Origin of the sequence: Cellulosimicrobium cellulans, from assembly GCF_024124905.1 — a bacterium.
Lineage (GTDB): Bacteria > Actinomycetota > Actinomycetes > Actinomycetales > Cellulomonadaceae > Cellulosimicrobium > Cellulosimicrobium cellulans_G.
Window position 1 is genome coordinate 12,715 of the sequence record NZ_JAMXST010000003.1, and the last position, 17,286, is coordinate 30,000.

The following is a 17,286-nucleotide window of genomic DNA, read 5'->3' on the forward strand; positions in this document are numbered from 1 at the left end:
GGCGGTCCTGCTCGGGCATGCCAGGCGTTCAGCCAGCGGTCGCGACGACGGGCTGAGCGCTCGGCCCGTCGACGGCGGCTGCACCTTCGCGCACGCGGGCGGTCTTGTCCCAGGACGTCTCGCCACGCAGGATGCGGGCCAGTGCCTTCCAGACGCACGCGAACGACAGGTAGTTCATGAGGATGAACGAGTTGCCCATGAGCAGGCTCTTGAGCACTCCCCACCGCTTGTCCCGCCGGTAGTACACCCACCCCGTTGCGAGAGCCGGCAGGAAGGCGAAGAGGTAGAACACCGTCGCCAGCACGATCACCGCGACACTGTCACCGCCCGCGACGACGGCGATCTGGTCCCAGTTCAGCCCGAGCATGAGGAGGCAGTAGTGGAAGAGGATCGACCACGGGAGGTCGAGCACCCACGGGACCAGGCAGTACGACGTGAGCTCGAGCGCCTTCGCGTTGCTCAGGTCACGGGCGCGCCAGATCTCCGGGACACGTTTGATCGCCATCATGTGCCCCTGGTACCAGCGGGTGCGCTGCTTGACGAGCAGGGGGAGCTTCTCCACCGCCTGCTGGTCGACCGAGGCGTGCGGCGTGGTCTGCAGCTCCCACCCCTTCAGTGCGAGCGTGATCGCGAGATCGAGGTCCTCGGTCAGCGACGCGGACCACGGCCTCTCGCCCGCGTCGTCCAACGCCGACAACCGTGCGAACTGCCCGTTGCCGCCGAGGCTGACGGTGCCTGTCGCCTGGCGCCCGAACTGCGTCACCGCGGCGATACCCCAGAACTGGTAGTCCTGGTACCGGGTGAGGAAGGAACCCCGGTTGCGGATGCGCACCTGGAGCTGCACGCCCCCGACGTTCTCGTCCTCGAACAGCGGCAGGACATGGTCGAGAGCGTGGTCCGAGAGCCGCCCGTCGGCGTCCATGACGCAGACGACGACCTTCCCGGGGTCCAGGCCCCGCGCCGCCACGTCGTCGCGGACCCACGCGATCCCGTTGTTCAGCGCCTCGCCCTTGCCCCTGCGCGCCTCCGGGAGCACGCGGCGCAGGACCCGGACCCGATCTCCCCCCGCCTCCTCGGCGCAGCGGGCCGTGTCGTCGTCGGAACCGTCGTCGATGACCAGGGTGGTCGTGCCGTCGAGGAGCGTCAGCGCCGAGACGGTCTGCCCGATCACCGCGTCCTCGTTGAGGCAGGGGACGAGGAAGTAGACGTCGAGGCGCTCGTGCGCCCGCGAGTCGCGCGACCCGTAGGTCGCCTGGCCCTGCACCCCGAGGCTCGCCCGCGCGCGGCGCAGCTGCACGAGGCCCGAGCCCATCAGGAGGATGAAGTAGACCATCGAGATGCTGATGACGACCCGCGCGAGGATGTCGAGGACGACCATCACGGCTGCTCACCACGGGCTCCGCGCGTCCTGCGACCACGCCGGCCGAAGAACCCGAGCCGGAAGAAGAGCACGAGCGCGACCGTGAGCCCACCGAGCATGAGCGCCGAGCCGAGCGTGTCGTGCACCCACTGGAACACCTCAGCCCCCCAGCGCACGATCGAGAGCACCATCACCTCGACACGGACGACGTTCAACAGCTCGAGGAAGAGTCCCGCTCCCAGGGTCGCGAGCACGATCCTGGCGACGCTCGAGCGCCCTGTGGCCAGCACGAACGCCGCGATGATCGCGAGCGGCACGAGGAAGTAGAGCGCGCTGCAGTCGGGGGTGATGCGCAGCGCGAACCACGTGGCGTCGTCGCCCGCGACCCGCTCGAACGCGAGGACGGGCTCGTACGTCATGACGCGTACCTCGCGCGCGAAGACGAGACCGGTGACCTCGCCCGCGAGGCGTGCCTCAAGCTGACGGAACGCCTGCGCATGCAGGATCGCCGCCACGGAGCCGACGGCGAGCGCCACGGCGAGCGTCCACCGCACCGTCCGGTCGAAGGCACGCGAGACGCTCCTCGGCACGAGCGGTACGGTCGCCTCCGCGGCGCTCACGGATCAGCCCTCGACCCCGGCGACGGCCTCACGTCGACGGCGCGAGGTCCGCAGCAGCAGCAGACCTCCCACGACGAGCGCCATGGCGAGCGCGACGTAGGCGAACGTCGTGGCACCCGTCACTGCGAGCGCACCGGCACCCGCGGTGGCCCCACTGATGCCGGTGCTGATTCCAGGGGTGTTGTACATGGACTGCCCTTCCGTAGAGCCGGGCGGGACGCCCTGCGCGGATTCGAGTCGCGACGGACGTGGAGCCCGTCGCTCGGGGGTACAGACGGGGGATCTCGGAGCCCGGTGATGGGGCATTGATGTGATGTACGTCACATAGAGTTGCTCGAGCGTCGGCGGCGTCTGTCCAGACATGGCCCGGAAGAGCTCAGCCGCGGAACCGACCCGTCCCTCGCGGGAGATCGTCGCTCCCTGGTCGTGGGGCAGCGGTCCGCGAACCTTCGCACCACCCACCCACGTGGTGCTCCGCGCCATCCGCACCGACGACTACGAGGAGCTGCGCGGCTGGGAAGCGCCGGTCGTGACGTGGAAGCCGCCGACGCCCCGGCGACAGCGCCGGACAGCACGCCTCCTCGCCGTGCTCAGCGTGTGCTGCGTCCTCGGTGGCCTGCTCGTGCTGGTCATGCTCGTCGTCTCGGCGTGGTAGAAGAGCTCGACGAGTGACACTGCTCCCGCCCGCCTGGTCCGGGCGGCTGCCCCGGACTACGTCTTGAGCAGTCTCTGCACGAGCCGTCCGAGCCCACGCGAGTCGTCCGGGAGGGCCTCGACACCGACCCGGACAGGCACCCTCAGCGAACCTGCCGTCCATCGTGCAAGCTCGTCTCGCACACGGGTCGCAACGACGTTCCGCGTGGTGTCCGGATCCTCGCAGGGGACGCGCCAGGCAACCACCAGGGCGACGCCGTCCACGTAGCAGGCGGGTGCGGGCGGAGGGAACACGCGGCGCAGAGACTCCCCGAGTGCGAGGTCGCGCTCCCACCTGTCGAGGGGGACCGACGAACCGGCCCGGCCGTCGACCACCACGACGATCGGCACGTCGCCCTCCCGGCCGTGGCGATAGGAGGCGACGACCGCGCCACAGCCGCTCAGGAAGTCGTCCACCGTCCCGAGACCGCTCAGGCTCCCGTGCGCTGCCGCCCCGCCCAGCATGCCCGACGTCCGCTCCCACCCGTCGGCGAGAGCCGCGACGACGGGGCCGGGCAGACCTGCGCCGCCCAGGGAGTACAAGACCGCCAGATCCCGGATCCCGTCGGCGATACCGACCCCCGCGTTCGCGCGAGCGATGCCGAGGGCTCGCGCAGGCCCGGTGACGTCCCGGCCTCCCAGGTGCGCGGCAGCCACGTGGACCACCGCGGGGACCGCCCAGTCCGCGAGCGCGTCCCAGCCCGCTGCGAACGTCGCCGCGCGCCACCTCTCGCACAGCTCGTCGAGCGGCGCGCCTGCCCCGGTCGTGGTCATCGTGGAGAAGGACGTCCGCGGACCCGTCTCATGACGGACCGGGACCGACACGTCGCTCGCCCGCCGAATCACCCTCTCCTGCCGCGCGCAGGCCACGCTCGCGCGTTTCCCTGAACAGGTGACCCTCGACACCGGGTCGCCCTCGCTCACGGCGCCCCTCTCGGACGAGCAGCTCGTGGCCAGGCTGCGCGAGGGCGACGACGACGCGTTCGCTGCGCTCTACCGCTCTCACCGACCGTACGCACTGGTCGTGGCCAGGGCGCTCGTCGGCCCGTCCTGGGCCGACGACGTGGTCGCCGAGTCCTTCACGGCCCTCCTGGGTGTGATCCGCGCCGGACGCGGTCCGTCACGGCACGTGCGGGCCTACCTCCTGACGATCGTGAGACGCGTCGCGTGGTCCACGCTGCGGTCCCAGGACCGCGTCCGGGCGACGGACCTGCACCGGCTCGACGGGACCCACCACGATCCAGACGTTCTCTTGGACGAGATCGAGCGACATCGCGTCCTCGACGCGTTCGCCGCTCTCCCGGCACGATGGCAGAAGGTGCTCTGGCACATCGAGGTCCTGGGCGCTTCGCCCGCAGAGTTGGCCGACGTGCTCGGGATCAGCCCCAACGCCGTGTCGTCCCTCGCGCGGCGGGCGCGGCAACGCCTCCGACACGCCTATCTGCGCCACCACGGGCAGGTGACGACGGAGCCCTAGCCGGGGCCGACCGGCGCCGTCATCGATGTTGCTTCGTACCTGCCGCCGAGGCCGCGTTCACGCCGCGCCGGACCGCTCCCCGGCTCGCCGCGACGAGACCGAGCTGCTTCGCGCGCATCACCGTCTCCGCACGCGTGTGGGTGCCCAGGCGACGGTAGATCTCGCGGATCTGAGTCTTCACCGTGTTGTGCGAGACGTAGAGCCTGCGGGCGATCTCGGGGCCGCTCAGCCCGTCGACGACGAGCTGGAGCACGAGGAGCTGACGCTCGGGCAGCAGGACCGTCCCGCCCTCGGGCGAGGCCCGCCGCCCAAGCTCCGCCACCGGCTCCAGCTCGGCACGCTCCGCACCGTCGACGTCCGCGAGCAGGAGGTCCATCGCCTCAGGAGAGGCCCACCGGAGCTCGAGCAGCGCGTTCGCCCGGCGCGCAAGGCCCCACGCCCGCCGCATCTCCGCGCGGGCCTGGTCCTTCTCTCCCAGCGCCACGAGTGCGCTGGCCGTGACGGCGAGGCCCTCGATGCGAGCCCCCGTCGTCAGCCGGGCCCTCTCGCCGAGCCTCGCGACGCGACGGAACGCCTCGACCAGGCTCCCGCTCGCCACGAGCGCATGGGCGTTGACGACGTCTCGGACCGGCGCGGACCGCGGGAGGGTGTCGGCGACGCGGATGGCGGCTGCACCGCGACCCGCCACCAGGTGCAAGCGAGCGACGTCCTGCACGACCAGGAAAGGTGCGCGCCGCTCGCTCGCGTCGGGCTCGACCGCCATGCCTCTCCTCGCGGCATCCGCCACCAGGACGTCGAGCGCGAGATCCGGAGTACCGCTGAGCTCGGCCATCACCGCCATCACATGCCTCCGCACGAACCAGAGGTCACCGCCCGGCCTCTCGATGCTCCTCCCGAGCGACGCCTTGGCCTCGTCGATACGGCGACCCTCCAGGTGGACCAGCGCTGCGACGACCGACGGGACGTCCCCCCCGCACCCGCGCCACCAGGCGGGCGGGGCCTGCAAGGACCGCGACTCGCGCACCCACTCGTCCGCGGCCACGAGATCACCACCACACGCCTCCGCGACCGCCGCCAGCTCGCACGCCACGGCAGCGACGGAGAGCGCACCCGAGCGTGTGGCCCGCTGCGAGGCCGAGTCGGCGAACGCTGCCGCGACCCGGACCAGACCTGCGCAGAGCGCGCTCATCGACGCCTGCAGCTCGAGCAGCACTGCCGCGCCGATCGACCGCGGCGCGCCGCGGTCGGCACCGAGATCGTCGAGCGCACCCTGTGCCGCCTGCAAGGACTTGTCGTACAGGCCGGCGCGGCGCAGGAGTGCGACCCGACAGAAGGCGTCCAACGCCCGCGCTTCAGGCGATGCGGTCGTCGGCGCGACGGCCTCGGCAAGAGGCTCGTCGTGCTCGTCGAGCGACTCGATGCGGCCGATCGTGGGTCGTATCGCCGCGCGCAGGATGCGGAGTCGGCCCGGGATGCTCTCCGGACATCGTTCGACGGCGCTGCGCCACAGCTCGTCGAAGCCCGGCCCGGAGCTGACGGCGAGCAGGTCGGGCCAGGTCGCGACCAGCGCGCGGTCCACGACTCCGGGCTCTCTGGAGTCGAGCGCCCGCGAGAGGGCCGCCCACGTGGCCCCCCGGGCGACGTGAGCGTCCACACGCTGCTGGAAGCGGCGCACGTAGCCGGCCGGATCCAGATAGCGCAGGTGCGAGAGCAGGCTCTGCCGCATCCTGGGCTCGTACTCGAGCACGCCCGCGTCAGCGCCCACATGACGGTAGAGGATCCCCCCCTCGACGAGTCGCCGAGCCGTCGAGCGCGCGTCCGGCACCGCCGTCAGGTCGTCGAGCTCGTCCACCTGGAGACGACGCTCGACGCAGGTGTCGAGGAGGAAGGGCATGATCTCCGGAGGCACGAACGACCCCAGAGCTCGCGTCGTCTCTCGACGGACGACGGCGGGGACCGCGTCGTGGAGATCGACTCCTCCCGAACCGCCCGAACCCAGGTCGGCCACCGCGGTGACGATCGACGCCGGGTAGCCGCCAAGTCCGTCGGTGACGAGCCCCGCCACCTCCTCGGTGATCTCGATCCCTCGCACCCGGGCGAAGCGCACCGTGTCCTGCGCGCTCCATGCGAGCGCAGCCATGCCGACCTCGACCATGCCTGTGCCCCGCCGGACGGGCGTGGGACCGACGGTGCTCAGCACGACCGCCCGTGCCCCGAGAGCGACCGCCGCCGCGCAGGCCGCGTCGATGAGGCCTGCATGGCCTGCACGGACGTCGTCGACGACGACGGTCACCGGGCCCAGAGCGCGGAGCAGCGCCCCGAGGCGCCCGGGTCCCGCGCCGTCGAGATCGGTGGACCCCGTGGGCCGGAGCACGTACCGCACCTGGTCGAGAACGCGGTCCGCGAGCTCTCCGGCACCGATGCACCGCCGCGCCGGGTCGCTCGCGGACGCCGAGAGCCAGACGATCACCTGGCCCTCGGCGAGCGCGGCCCGCGACCACCGTGCGACCGACACGGTCTTCCCGAAGCCGCGCGCGGCGCGGACCAGGACGTGACGGGTGGTGCTCGTGAGCGTGTCGTCAAGGAGCGGACGCTCGATCGCCGCAGAGGTCGTCGCCAGACGCGGGAGCAGACCGCGAAGCGCCGCTTCCACCTCGGCCCGTCCCGCGCCGCCCGCCTCTTCCCGACCGGTCAGCACCTGCTGCCACCCGCTGATCGAGGGTGAACCCTGCTCTCGCTGTCGTCCGCCGTCTCTCGCCTCCGCCACCGCTCCATACCTCTGACAGACGTCGGTCGGCCGGAGTCACGACGGGTGATCCGTCATGCGCCCGGCACAAGGACGCAGGGCGACACGGTTACCGCGCGCCCTACGTCTGCCCCGATACAACCTCACGGACCGGCGAAGTCAGGAGGTACGGAGGGTGATCCTGAGGGTGACCACAGGACGGAGCGACGGCCCGACCTCACGGGAACCGGCTCCCGCTCAGCCCTCGCGGAGGCGCACGAGGCGGCGCCCGGCAACGAGCAGGACACCGGCCAGGAGCAGCGCACCGGACGCCGCCGCGACCGGCACCGTCTCAAGCCCCGTCGCCGCCAGCTCTCCCTTCTCCGCGGGCTGCGCCGCACCAGGTATGGCGTCCGTGGTCGGCTCGGCCACGACCATGTCGACGGGCTGCGACGGCACGACAGGCTCCGCCGGATCGCTCGGGTCCGCCGGGTGCGTGGGCTCGGCCGGACCTGTCGGTTCGGCCGGGTCTGTCGGCTCGGCCGGGTCTGTCGGCTCGGCCGGGTCTGACGGCTCGACCGGATCCGACGGCTCAACCGGGTCTGACGGCTCAACCGGGTCCGACGGCACGCTCGAGCAGACGGGATCCTGGCCGCCTTCACCGAAGTGCTCGTCGTAGTGGGCGACCTGGACCCACGTGATGCAGTAGTCGTCCGAGTGGACGAGCGCCGACCACGGGAGGAAGCTCGAGCCGACGAACCGGCCCGACGGCTGGTCGTTGAGCGTCTCGAAGTGGATGCCGACCGACCGCTCGGCGCCCTCGACCGTGTAGCGGACGTTCACGTGGCCACCGTCCGGGAACGCGTCACCCGCGGGGAGATAGAGCCCTTCCGGGGCCACGCGGTAGGGCGTGGGCGAGTCGGACCCGCCAGCGAGCGCGGGTGCCGCGGACAGGCTGAGGATGAGGGCAGCGCCGAGCATTGCCCCCGATGCGATACGCATGGGACAGTGAGGTCCTTCCTTGAGAGGGAGAGATCTGCCCGGTTCGTACTCCGCCAAGAGGGGCCGGGCAGATCGCATGTCAGAGCGGGTCGACCACGCCTTTCGACGGTAGACCTGAACGACCGTCCAGTTGAGCGCTCCTGAGAGCCACGGCGCGCATCGTCGCAGGCGAGAGCATGCTTGGCGGCCCCACCCGTGATACCACTCACAGCATCCTTCACCCGCGGTCACCCCCGGGGTCACCCTGTTGCGATCGCACTCACACCGTGTTCTCGCCGTCCAGGGACGCGGACACCGGCCCACGTCCCCGAACGTCACGGCACCCCCGGGCAACGCCATCCCGTCTCACGTGACGGGCACCCTCGACCGTATGCCGGATGGCCCGTAGGATCGTGGCAACCATCCAGAGCGGTCGAGAGTCCTGGCTCGACGACACCGCAGCAACCCGCCGACGGAAGCCTCCCGAGGACAAAGGTGCTAACGCCAGGGTCGATGGAGTGACGCATGACCTCAGAGGCATCCTTCGCGCACCGTCCGGGCACGTGCCCGACGGCGGTCGCGCCCTTCCGTGTCCCGGCGCCGCGTGCCGTGGCGCGCCCCGGCGAGGCGACGTCGTGAGCGTCGCGGACGCCGTCGGGCAGGCGCACGGCGGGGCGGCACGTCCCACGGTCTCGTTCGAGCTCATGCCCCCGCGGCGCCCGGACGCGGCGCCCAAGTTCTGGGAGACGGCACGCCGTCTCGTCGCGACGCACCCCGACTTCGTGTCCGTGACGTACGGCGCGGCGGGCACCGACCGCGCGACGGCTCGCCAGGTCGTCGGCCGCCTGCTCCAGGGCACGCCCGTGCTGCCGATCGCGCACCTCACGTGCGTCGGGGCGTCGCGCGAGGACGTCGAGGAGGTCATCTCCGACTTCCTCGACGAGGGCGTGCGGAGCTTCCTCGCGCTGCGGGGCGACCCGCCGCGCGACCAGCCGGACTGGCAGCCCGCGCCCGACGGCGTCCGGTCGTCGACCGAGCTCGTCGCGCTCCTGCGCGAGGTCGAGGCGTCGCGGTGCGCGGCCGACCCGGCCGCGGCGCTGCGCGGCGCGGCCCGGCCGCTGACGATCGCCGTCGCGACGTTCTGCGACGGCAACCCCGCCGCCGGCACGACGCGCACGCAGGAGGTGCGCCGCCTGTTCCAGAAGCAGCAGGCCGGCGCGAGCTTCGCGATCACGCAGCTCTTCTACGACGCGTCGTCGTACACCGACTTCGTCGCCGAGGCCCGCGCGGCCGGCGTGACGATCCCCATCCTCGCCGGGCTGCTGCCCACGACGGAGCCTGCACGGCTCCGCCGCGTCGAGGAGCTCACGGGCGTGCGCGCGCCCCAGCACCTGCTGGACGCGCTCGACGCCCTGCCCGACCCGGAGGCGCAGCACGCCTACGGGATCGCGTACTCGGTCGACCTCGCGCAGCGCGTCCTCGACGCGGGCGCGCCCGGTCTGCACGTGTACACGTTCAACAAGCACCGCGCCGCTCTTGACCTGCTCGAGGGTGTCCACCTCGGCGGCGGGTCGCGCGGGACCGGGGGCAGCGCCAGCGCTGCCGCCGCCCCGCTCGTCCCGGACCTGGCCAGCGGGCCGTGGGTCACCGGCACCTCCCTGCCCCCGACGAGCGCCGCCACGCACGGCACGCCCGTCTGACCGGTCCTCCGGACCAGCAAGAGGTTTCGATCATGGCCACTTCCGTACCCTCCCCTACCCAGATCCAGGCCGGATTCCCCGCCGGCACCGTGCTCGGCTACCCCCGCATCGGGCGCCGCCGCGAGCTCAAGAAGGCCGTCGAGGCGTTCTGGGCCGGGCGCACGAGCGCCGACGAGCTCGAGGCCACGGCCCGCGAGCTGCGCCTCGCGACCGTCCGCCGGCTCGTCGAGCTCGGCCTCGGCGCCGACGACGCGTCCGTCCCCGGGTCGTTCTCGTTCTACGACCAGGTGCTCGACGTCGCCGCCTCGCTCGGGGCGATCCCGTCGCGGTTCGCGTCGCTCACCGACGACGCGGGCCGCCTCGACCTCGCGGGCTACTTCACCGTCGCACGCGGCCAGGGCGACGACGCCCCGCTCGAGATGACCAAGTGGTTCGACACGAACTACCACTACCTCGTGCCCGAGATCGGCCCGGACACCCCGATCCGCTTCGTCGACGACCGCGTCGTCCGCGAGTTCGTCGAGGCCAAGGAGGCGGGCATCGTCACGCGGCCCGTCGTCGTCGGGCCCGTGACGTTCCTCGCGCTGTCCAAGGCCGCCGACGACGCTGCGTCGTCGGTCGCAGGCTTCCGCCCGCTCGACCGCCTCGACGACGTCGTCGCCGCCTACGCCGACCTGCTGCGCGCGCTCGCCGCCGCCGGCGCGCCGTGGGTCCAGCTCGACGAGCCGATCCTCGTCACCGACTCGGTCGACGTGCCGTTCACGGAGCTCGCGGCAGCGGTGGAGTCGGCCTACCGCACCCTCGCGACGGACCTCCGCCCCGTGCCGAACCCGGGGTCGCTCCCCACGGAGTCCTCCGGCTCGGGAGAGATCCCGGGTTCGGCACCGGGCGAGCGGCCCGCGATCCTCGTCGCCGCGCCGTTCGGGGGGCTGCAGGCCGGTGCCGAGGACGACGGCGGCGACGCGCGGGACGGGCTCGCGCTCCTCGCGGGCACCGACGTGGAGGCGATCGCGATCGACCTCGTCAAGGGCGCCGTCCCGACGGCGGCCGACGGCGGCGTCCCCGGCCTCGCCGGGAAGACGCTCGTCGCGGGCGTGATCGACGGGCACAACGTGTGGCGCGCGGACCTCGCGGCGAAGCTCGACGTCGTCGACGCGCTCCAGACGCTGGGTGCCGGTGCGGTCGCCGTCGGGACGTCGACGTCGCTGCTGCACGTGCCGCACGACGTGGAGGACGAGGTGTTCGCCGAGCCGGGGACGGCGTCGGGCACGACGCTCGACCCGCGCCTGCGCGACTGGCTCGCGTTCGCGGACCAGAAGGTCGGCGAGGTCGCGACGCTCGCCCGCGCGCTCACGGAGGGTCGCGACGCCGTCGCGACGGAGATCGAGGCGTCCCGCGCGGCGGTGGCGTCGCGCGCGGAGGCGAGCGGCGTCGTCGTGCCCGGGGTGCGCGAGCGCGCCGCCGCGCTGACCGACGCGGACTTCGCGCGCGGCGACTACGCCGAGCGCGCAGCCGCGCAGCAGGAGCGTCTGAACCTGCCGCCGCTGCCCACGACGACGATCGGCTCGTTCCCGCAGACGCCGGAGATCCGCCGCGCCCGCGCGCTGTGGACGAAGGGCGAGCTCTCGGACGCGGACTACACGGCCGCGATGCGCGAGGAGATCGCGCGCGTCGTCGCGCTCCAGGAGGAGCTGGGCCTCGACGTCCTCGTGCACGGCGAGCCCGAGCGCAACGACATGGTGCAGTACTTCGCGGAGCACCTCGACGGGTTCGCCGTCACGGCGAACGGCTGGGTCCAGTCGTACGGCTCGCGCTGCGTCCGCCCGCCGATCCTGTGGGGCGACGTCACGCGGCCCGCGCCGATCACGGTCGAGTGGTCCGCCTACACGGCGTCACTTACCGAGAAGCCGGTCAAGGGCATGCTCACCGGGCCGGTGACGATCCTCGCGTGGTCGTTCGTGCGCGACGACCAGCCGCTCGGCGACACCGCGAACCAGGTGGGCCTCGCGCTGCGCGACGAGATCGCGGACCTGGAGGCCGCCGGCATCGGGATCGTCCAGGTCGACGAGCCCGCGCTGCGCGAGCTCCTGCCGCTGCGCAAGGCCGACCAGCCCGCGTACCTCGACTGGTCGGTCGGCTCGTTCCGGCTCGCGACGTCGGGCGTGGAGGCGGCGACGCAGATCCACACGCACCTGTGCTACTCGGAGTTCGGCGAGGTCATCGGTGCGATCGACGGCCTCGACGCGGACGTGACGTCGGTCGAGGCGGCGCGCTCCCGCATGGAGATCGTGCCGGAGCTGCGCGACGCCGGGTACGCGCGCGGCATCGGGCCGGGCGTCTACGACATCCACAGCCCGCGCGTGCCCTCCGCCGAGGAGGTCACCGAGCTGCTGGAGCTCGCCGTGAAGTCGATCGACCCGACGGTCGTGTGGGTCAACCCGGACTGCGGCCTCAAGACGCGTCGCTACGAGGAGACCGTGCCGTCGCTCGAGCACCTGGTCGCCGCGGCGAAGGCGGTCCGCGCCACGCTCGGCTGATCCCCGCACACGCCGGAGGCCGGGTCCCGTCGGGACCCGGCCTCCGCGTCGTGTCGGTCAGCGCTCGGTCGTGCCCGTCCCCGCCATCGGGAGGGCGAACGCGAGCGTCGCGGCGAGGAGCCCGCCGACGAAGAGCCACACGCCGCCGTCGACGCCGGACATGCCCGACCCCATGAGGACCAGGCCCCCGACGAACAGCGCGAACGAGACGACGAACCGCGCCAGCGCGCCCGCGTGCCCGGGGATGTCGCGGCCTTCCGTCCCGGTGGGGAGGGGGCTGTCGGCCGCCTGCTCGCTGGTCGTGGTCATGGCGTTCTCCTTCTGAGGTCGGTGCGTGGGCCTGGGCGTCGTCGTCGGCGACGATCAGTCCAGGTAGTTCTCCACCGTACCGGGGTCGCGCACGGTCGCCGCATCCGGGTCGCTCCCGAACTCGCGGGCCGCGTCGCGCTGGCGCAGCAGGTCCCAGCACTGGTCGAGCTCGACCTCGATCGCACGCAGTCGCTCGTGCTCCTGCCCGCCGGTGATCTCGCCGTGCGCGAGCTGCTCGCGGAGCTCGCGCTCCTGCGCGACGAGGTCGCTGATCGTCCTGCGGATGCCGCCGTCGGTCGCCATGCGGTCCACGGTATGCCCGACGGCGCACGCGCGCCCGTGAGGGCGGGCGCCGGGCGGGCGCGGTGTCGGCGGCACGGCCTAGGCTCGCCGCCATGACGACGACGATCGGCCGCACGGTCCTGCTCTGCCACGACCTCGACGCGAGCGCCGCGTTCTGGGCGGACGGGTTCGGGTTCGGCACGCTGTTCCGCGGCGAGACCGACGGGTTCCCGCTGCTGCACGTCGGACCCGGCCGCGTCGACGAGCCCGGGCTGTGGCTCGTCCCGCTCCCCGACGGCGGCGCACCCCTCGTGCGCCACGGGCTGCCGAACCTCGTCCTCTACGTCGACGACCTCGACGCGACCCTTGCGCGGCTCGCCGCCGTGGGGGTCGAGCCGTTCGTCGGGCCGGACTCCGACGCCGAGTCCGGGGACCGGTTCGCGCACGTCCACGATCCGGACGGGCACCGGATCGTCGTCGTGCAGCTCGGTCCGGCGGCCGACCCCGCCTAGGGGCTACCGGGCCTGCACCCACGTCGCGTCGTCGGCGAGGATCGTCACCTCGTCGTCGTCGACCACGAGGAAGCCGCCGCCGATGCGCAGCTCCGCCGTCGGACGGTCCGGGGTCCGCAGCCGCACGCGACCCGCCGTGAGGGTCGCCGCGACGGGCTGGTGCCGCGCGAGGATCCCCAGCGTGCCCGACACCGACGGCACCGTGACGCTGCGCGCCGGGCCCGACCAGAACACCCCGGACGGCACCACCACCTCGACGGACACCAAGCGCTCCCCCACGGGTGCGACGGTCTCGGACGGTGACGGCGCGACGGGCACGGAGGATCCTCCTCGACGACGGGTGGCGGAGCCTCCGAGTCTCGCGCCCGCGGGCGTCCCGCCGCGTCGTCTTTCGTCCCTCTCCGGGCGCCGGAGGTCACCGGTCGCGACATCGCCGAACCCGGGGTTCCTCCCCACGCGGAGCGCATCCTGGGGAGGAACCCCGGGTTCGGCGACGACCGGTCTCGCCGTGCGAGGGGGAATCACGTTGACGACGGCGGTGTGCGAGGCGCACCATCGAGGGTGACGGTTGCCGAGGGCAGCCGTTCGTCGTGCCGGTCGGGCACGGCCACGGTTCAGGTCGCGCCGGACGGGCGCACCGCACGGGACGAGGAGACGCGGATGCACAGCACCGCAGGCTGCGAGGTGGCCATGGCGGCCTGCTCGGGCACCATCCCCTCCCGCACCGTCACCCGCTGAGACCACCCTCCGGACGCCGACAAGGCGCCCCGCCCCGTTGGGTGCTGGGTATTCGTCGTCACGACGCGTTCCTGACGACACCTCCCCCGCACCGAGCAGGTCTTGGCGACGGCGGTAGCGGGCATGCCGTCCTCCCCGCCTTCCCCGCCTCGGACGAGCGCCGTCGTCGTGAGGCCACCGCGACCCCGCGTCGCGGTGAGCCGACCTCCTGCGCCGCGGCACGCCGTCGGGCAGGGTGGGACCGTACCGACACGGAAGCCCTGAACCCATGATTCCCCTGACCGAGAAGCAGATCCGCGCGTCGTTCGTCAACGCGTCCAAGCGCGAGGCCGCGCAGGCGACCCTCCCCGAGCTCGACTCGCTCGACTGGGACCGCCTCGACTACCTCGGGTGGCGCGACCGCAAGGCGCCGCTGCTCGCGTACGCCGTCGTCGTGGTCGACGGCGAGCCGCGCGGCGTCCTGCTGCGCTCCACTGACGCCAAGACGGGCGGCATGCGCAAGCGTGCCGTCTGCGCGTGGTGCGAGGACGTCGTCGTCACGGACGACGTGAGCCTCTACGTCGCGCGGCGCGCCGGCGCCGCCGGGCGCCGCGGCAACACCGTCGGCACCCTCATCTGCACCCACTTCCTGTGCTCGCAGAACGTGCGCCGCACACCGACCCGCACCGAGATCGGCGACGACGAGTCGATGCGCGAGCTGTTCGTCGAGCTCCGCGTCGACGGCCTCCGCGAGCGCTCCGCCCGCTTCGTCGCCGAGGTCATGCGCGACGCCTGACGCGCCACGGCTCTCCCTCGGCCCACCAGGGCTCTACCTCGGCAGACCAAGGCTCTACCTCGGCGGCGCGGAGGGTGAGCCGGACGCCGAGGGCGAGGGCGGAGCGGGGGTGTGACGGGTCGTGGTGGGTCTGGCGGGAGCCGCGAGGGACGAGCGGCGGATGGAAGACCCGTCGCGCCCCCCGCGGAGCCCTCGCCCGGACTGAACCCTCGGAACCGTCCCGCCACGACGGCCACCAGTTCCATCGCCCGAGAAGCGTCATGGTCGCCGGGAGGAGGAGGCCGCGCACGACGGTCACGTCGAGGAGCACGGCGACGGCCATGCCGACGCCGACCTCCTTCATCGCGACGAGCTCGCCCGCCGCGAAACCGAGGAACACGATGCCGATGGCGACGGCGGCCGTCGTGATGACCGGGCCGGTCGCGGTGATGCCGCGGAGCACGGCCCGGTCGTTCGCGGCGCGCAGGTCCTCCCCGGGCGTGCGGGCGCGCCACTCCTCGGCCGTGCGCGCGAGGAGGAACACCTCGTAGTCGGTGGACAGACCGAACACGAGCATGCCGATGAGCAGGGGCGTCGTGACGTCGAGCGCACCCCACGGCTCGAACCCGAGCAGCGAGGCCCCGACGCCGTGCTGGAACACCGAGACGAGGACGCCGAGCGTCGCGGCGAGCGTGAGCAGGTTCATCACGAGCGCCTTGAGCGGCACGACGAGCGAGCCGGTGAGCAGGAAGAGGAGCACGAACGTCGCGAGCACGACGACGCCCGCGGCGAGCGGGAGGCGCTGCGCGAGGTGCTCCTGGGTGTCGACGACCTCGGCGGCCGGACCGGCGACGTGCACGTCGAGGTCGCCCGTGTCGATCGCGCGGATCGCGCGCAGCAGGTCCTGGGCCTCGGCGGCGGTCGCGTCGCCGCCCTCGCCGACGTCGGGCGTGACGTCGACGACGAGGACCTCGGACGGGTAGTCGGTGTCCTGCATCGCGTCCTCGACGCCCGGCAGGGCCGCGACGCGGTCGAGGTAGGCGGAGGCGGCCTCGTCGCCGCGGGGCGCCTCGACGAGCACGGTGATCGGGGTGACGCCGAGGTCGGCGAAGCGCGACGTCGACGCGTCGGCGGCGAGGCGCGCCTCGGCGTCGGCGGGCAGGGAGTGGACCTCGGAGCTGCCGAGCGTCATCGAGCCGAGCGGCGCGGCGAGCGCGAGGAGGAGGGCGGTCGCGCCGAGCGTGACGAGCACGGCGTGCCGCTGGGCGGTGCGCGCGAGGCGCCCGAGCGTCCCGGCCCCGCCGCGACCGGTCCACGGGTGGGACCAGGTGCGGGCTCCCGGGGCGGGGATGGCGCGGTGCCAGGTCGCGACGAGCGCGGGCACGAGCGTCAGCCCGGCGGCGGTCGCGACGAGCACCACCACGGCGCCGCCGACGGCCATGCCGGAGAGCAGCGAGTCGCCGAGCAGGAGCAGGCCGGTCAGGGCGATCGCGACGGCCAGCCCGGACGCGAGGACGGCGCGCCCGGCGGTGGCGAGCGTGCGCCCGACGAGCTCGTCGAGCGGGAGGCCCGGGTGCTCGGCGCGCTCCTCGCGGAAGCGCGCCAGGACGAGCAAGGAGTAGTCGACCGTGAGCCCGAGGCCGAGCAGAGTCACGACGTTCACCGCGAACTCGTTGACGGGCACGATCCCCAGCAGGCCGCTGAGCACGAGCAGCGCGACCGCGATGGCGGCGAGCGCGGACAGCAGCGGCACCAGGCCCGCGCGCAGGCCGCCGAGGACGACGACGAGCACGACCAGCAGGACGGCGATCGCCACGCCCTCGCCCACGGCGGCGTCGGTGATCGCCTGGTCGACGAACGCCTCCTCGGCGAGCAGCGCCCCGCCGACGAGGACCTCGGGGGTGTCGACGGTGTGGAGCGCGTCGGCGACCTGGTGCGCGAGGGCGAGGGCGTCGTCGTCGGACAGCGCGGGGTCGAGCTCGACGATCACGAGCGAGCCCTGGCCGTCGTCGGCGATGAGGCCGCCACCGGTGTACGCGTCGAACAGCTCGACGACGCCCGGCATCGCCCGGATGCCGTGCATCACCTCGCTCGCCTGGGCGATCAGCTCCGTGGAGAAGTAGTCGCGCCCGGACAGGACGGCGACGACGGTCTCGCCCTCGGGCTGGAGCTCGTCGAGACGCTCGGCCGCGAGGGCGGAGGGGCTCCCGGGCGGGGCGGGATCGACGTCGGTGGTCTTGTCGAAGACGGCGCCGCCGAGCACCGCGCCGAGGACGAGGAGGACCGCCCAGACCCCGAGGACGACGCCACGGCGACGCGCGGCGAACCGTCCGGTCCGGTGCAGGAGGCGTCCGAGCGCCATGGGCAGTCCTCCTCGTCGAGGGACGTCGTGCGGAGAGAGCCGGTCGGGTGCAGGAGCTCGTGCGGGTCCTGCGCGGACCGTGAGGTGAGGTCAGCACCCTACGCGAGGGTGGGAGCGCCGTCGGACCACGCTCCGCCCGTGCGAGGGGTGCGCCTCGGGACCACCGGGGTGGAGAAGGGGGGTGAGACGGGACGGGCGGGGACGGCTCGTGCTGCCGCCCCCGCCCGGTCCGTCCC

16 protein-coding genes and 1 riboswitch are annotated in these 17,286 nt (G+C 73.2%); of the genes, 6 read left to right on the forward strand and 10 right to left on the reverse strand.

The genetic code is table 11. The features are described 5' to 3' along the window. Nucleotides 1–28: 28 nt before the first annotated feature. Genes NHH00_RS08770 through NHH00_RS08780 form a run of 3 tightly spaced genes read right to left on the reverse strand, consistent with a single transcriptional unit; the run spans nt 29 to nt 2,169 of the window. The gene (locus NHH00_RS08770; RefSeq protein ID WP_253051487.1) at nt 29–1,378 is read right to left on the reverse strand and encodes a glycosyltransferase family 2 protein; all 1,350 of its coding nucleotides are present in this window, start codon (nt 1,376–1,378) and stop codon (nt 29–31) included. Beyond that, entirely contained in the window at nt 1,378–1,980 is a 603-nt protein-coding gene (locus NHH00_RS08775; RefSeq protein WP_253051488.1) for an exosortase/archaeosortase family protein, read from the reverse strand. Before NHH00_RS08775 ends, NHH00_RS08770 begins: the two co-directional genes overlap by 1 nt. Before the next feature lie 3 nt (nt 1,981–1,983). Beyond that, nucleotides 1,984–2,169 carry a hypothetical protein gene (locus NHH00_RS08780; RefSeq protein ID WP_253051489.1) on the reverse strand — a complete coding sequence of 62 codons (186 nt, stop codon included), beginning with the start codon at nt 2,167–2,169 and terminating at the stop codon, nt 1,984–1,986. A 277-nt stretch (nt 2,170–2,446) separates the two neighbouring features. Here NHH00_RS08780 and NHH00_RS08785 point away from each other — a divergent pair, with 277 nt between their 5' ends. After that, the gene (locus NHH00_RS08785; RefSeq protein ID WP_253051490.1) at nt 2,447–2,635 is read left to right on the forward strand and encodes a hypothetical protein; all 189 of its coding nucleotides are present in this window, start codon (nt 2,447–2,449) and stop codon (nt 2,633–2,635) included. A 56-nt stretch (nt 2,636–2,691) separates the two neighbouring features. Here the strand turns inward: NHH00_RS08785 and NHH00_RS08790 are convergent, their stop codons facing one another. Continuing rightward, the gene (locus tag NHH00_RS08790) at nt 2,692–3,597 is read right to left on the reverse strand and encodes a hypothetical protein (protein ID WP_253051491.1); all 906 of its coding nucleotides are present in this window, start codon (nt 3,595–3,597) and stop codon (nt 2,692–2,694) included. Between NHH00_RS08790 and NHH00_RS08795 the strand changes: the two genes are divergently transcribed. Next, nucleotides 3,566–4,150: an RNA polymerase sigma factor gene (locus NHH00_RS08795; RefSeq protein WP_253051492.1), complete on the forward strand. Its 585-nt coding sequence runs from the start codon at nt 3,566–3,568 to the stop codon at nt 4,148–4,150. The two genes, NHH00_RS08790 and NHH00_RS08795, sit on opposite strands and share 32 nt — an antisense overlap. Nucleotides 4,151–4,169: 19 nt before the next feature. Here the strand turns inward: NHH00_RS08795 and NHH00_RS21005 are convergent, their stop codons facing one another. Then, nucleotides 4,170–6,803: a LuxR C-terminal-related transcriptional regulator gene (locus tag NHH00_RS21005; protein ID WP_253051493.1), complete on the reverse strand. Its 2,634-nt coding sequence runs from the start codon at nt 6,801–6,803 to the stop codon at nt 4,170–4,172. Nucleotides 6,804–7,133: 330 nt separating this feature from the next. Continuing rightward, entirely contained in the window at nt 7,134–7,877 is a 744-nt protein-coding gene (locus NHH00_RS08805) for a hypothetical protein (protein WP_253051494.1), read from the reverse strand. Between the two features lie 396 nt (nt 7,878–8,273). Beyond that, nucleotides 8,274–8,376: riboswitch (SAM riboswitch) on the forward strand. A 184-nt stretch (nt 8,377–8,560) separates the two neighbouring features. Here NHH00_RS08805 and NHH00_RS08810 point away from each other — a divergent pair. Continuing rightward, a complete protein-coding gene (locus NHH00_RS08810) occupies nt 8,561–9,556 on the forward strand; it encodes a methylenetetrahydrofolate reductase (protein ID WP_253052460.1) in 996 nt (331 codons plus the stop codon). A 32-nt stretch (nt 9,557–9,588) separates the two neighbouring features. Next, nucleotides 9,589–12,093, forward strand: coding sequence for a 5-methyltetrahydropteroyltriglutamate--homocysteine S-methyltransferase (gene metE, locus NHH00_RS08815; protein ID WP_253051495.1), 2,505 nt, complete (start codon nt 9,589–9,591; stop codon nt 12,091–12,093). A 57-nt stretch (nt 12,094–12,150) separates the two neighbouring features. On the opposite strand, the gene NHH00_RS08820 is transcribed toward metE, so the two are convergent. Together NHH00_RS08820 and NHH00_RS08825 are read right to left on the reverse strand one after the other, a co-directional pair. Further along, complete coding sequence (locus tag NHH00_RS08820; protein ID WP_231581656.1) at nt 12,151–12,402, reverse strand: hypothetical protein; 252 nt, start codon at nt 12,400–12,402, stop codon at nt 12,151–12,153. A 54-nt stretch (nt 12,403–12,456) separates the two neighbouring features. Continuing rightward, a complete protein-coding gene (locus NHH00_RS08825) occupies nt 12,457–12,705 on the reverse strand; it encodes a DUF2630 family protein (protein ID WP_253051496.1) in 249 nt (82 codons plus the stop codon). A 92-nt stretch (nt 12,706–12,797) separates the two neighbouring features. On the opposite strand from NHH00_RS08825, the gene NHH00_RS08830 reads away from it, so the two are divergent. Then, nucleotides 12,798–13,196 carry a VOC family protein gene (locus NHH00_RS08830; RefSeq protein ID WP_253051497.1) on the forward strand — a complete coding sequence of 133 codons (399 nt, stop codon included), beginning with the start codon at nt 12,798–12,800 and terminating at the stop codon, nt 13,194–13,196. A 3-nt stretch (nt 13,197–13,199) separates the two neighbouring features. Here the strand turns inward: NHH00_RS08830 and atpC are convergent, their stop codons facing one another. Continuing rightward, nucleotides 13,200–13,514, reverse strand: coding sequence for an ATP synthase F1 subunit epsilon (gene atpC, locus NHH00_RS21010; RefSeq protein ID WP_253051498.1), 315 nt, complete (start codon nt 13,512–13,514; stop codon nt 13,200–13,202). Between the two features lie 688 nt (nt 13,515–14,202). Here atpC and NHH00_RS08840 point away from each other — a divergent pair. Further along, entirely contained in the window at nt 14,203–14,709 is a 507-nt protein-coding gene (locus tag NHH00_RS08840) for an FBP domain-containing protein (protein ID WP_253051499.1), read from the forward strand. On the opposite strand, the gene NHH00_RS08845 is transcribed toward NHH00_RS08840, so the two are convergent. Then, a complete protein-coding gene (locus NHH00_RS08845) occupies nt 14,693–17,050 on the reverse strand; it encodes an MMPL family transporter (protein WP_253051500.1) in 2,358 nt (785 codons plus the stop codon). The two genes, NHH00_RS08840 and NHH00_RS08845, sit on opposite strands and share 17 nt — an antisense overlap. Between the last annotated feature and the right edge of the window lie 236 nt (nt 17,051–17,286).

Excerpts from the sequence above, each read along its gene's own strand:
- NHH00_RS08830 (WP_253051497.1), top strand. The coding sequence starts at position 12,798 with ATGACGACGACGATCGGCCGCACGGTCCTGCTCTGCCACGACCTCGAC.
- metE (WP_253051495.1), top strand. The coding sequence starts at position 9,589 with ATGGCCACTTCCGTACCCTCCCCTACCCAGATCCAGGCCGGATTCCCC.
- NHH00_RS08770 (WP_253051487.1), bottom strand. The coding sequence starts at position 1,378 with ATGGTCGTCCTCGACATCCTCGCGCGGGTCGTCATCAGCATCTCGATG.
- NHH00_RS08825 (WP_253051496.1), bottom strand. The coding sequence starts at position 12,705 with ATGGCGACCGACGGCGGCATCCGCAGGACGATCAGCGACCTCGTCGCG.
- NHH00_RS08840 (WP_253051499.1), top strand. The coding sequence starts at position 14,203 with ATGATTCCCCTGACCGAGAAGCAGATCCGCGCGTCGTTCGTCAACGCG.
- NHH00_RS08820 (WP_231581656.1), bottom strand. The coding sequence starts at position 12,402 with ATGACCACGACCAGCGAGCAGGCGGCCGACAGCCCCCTCCCCACCGGG.
- NHH00_RS08805 (WP_253051494.1), bottom strand. The coding sequence starts at position 7,877 with ATGCGTATCGCATCGGGGGCAATGCTCGGCGCTGCCCTCATCCTCAGC.
- NHH00_RS08810 (WP_253052460.1), top strand. The coding sequence starts at position 8,561 with ATGCCCCCGCGGCGCCCGGACGCGGCGCCCAAGTTCTGGGAGACGGCA.
- NHH00_RS08780 (WP_253051489.1), bottom strand. The coding sequence starts at position 2,169 with ATGTACAACACCCCTGGAATCAGCACCGGCATCAGTGGGGCCACCGCG.
- NHH00_RS08845 (WP_253051500.1), bottom strand. The coding sequence starts at position 17,050 with ATGGCGCTCGGACGCCTCCTGCACCGGACCGGACGGTTCGCCGCGCGT.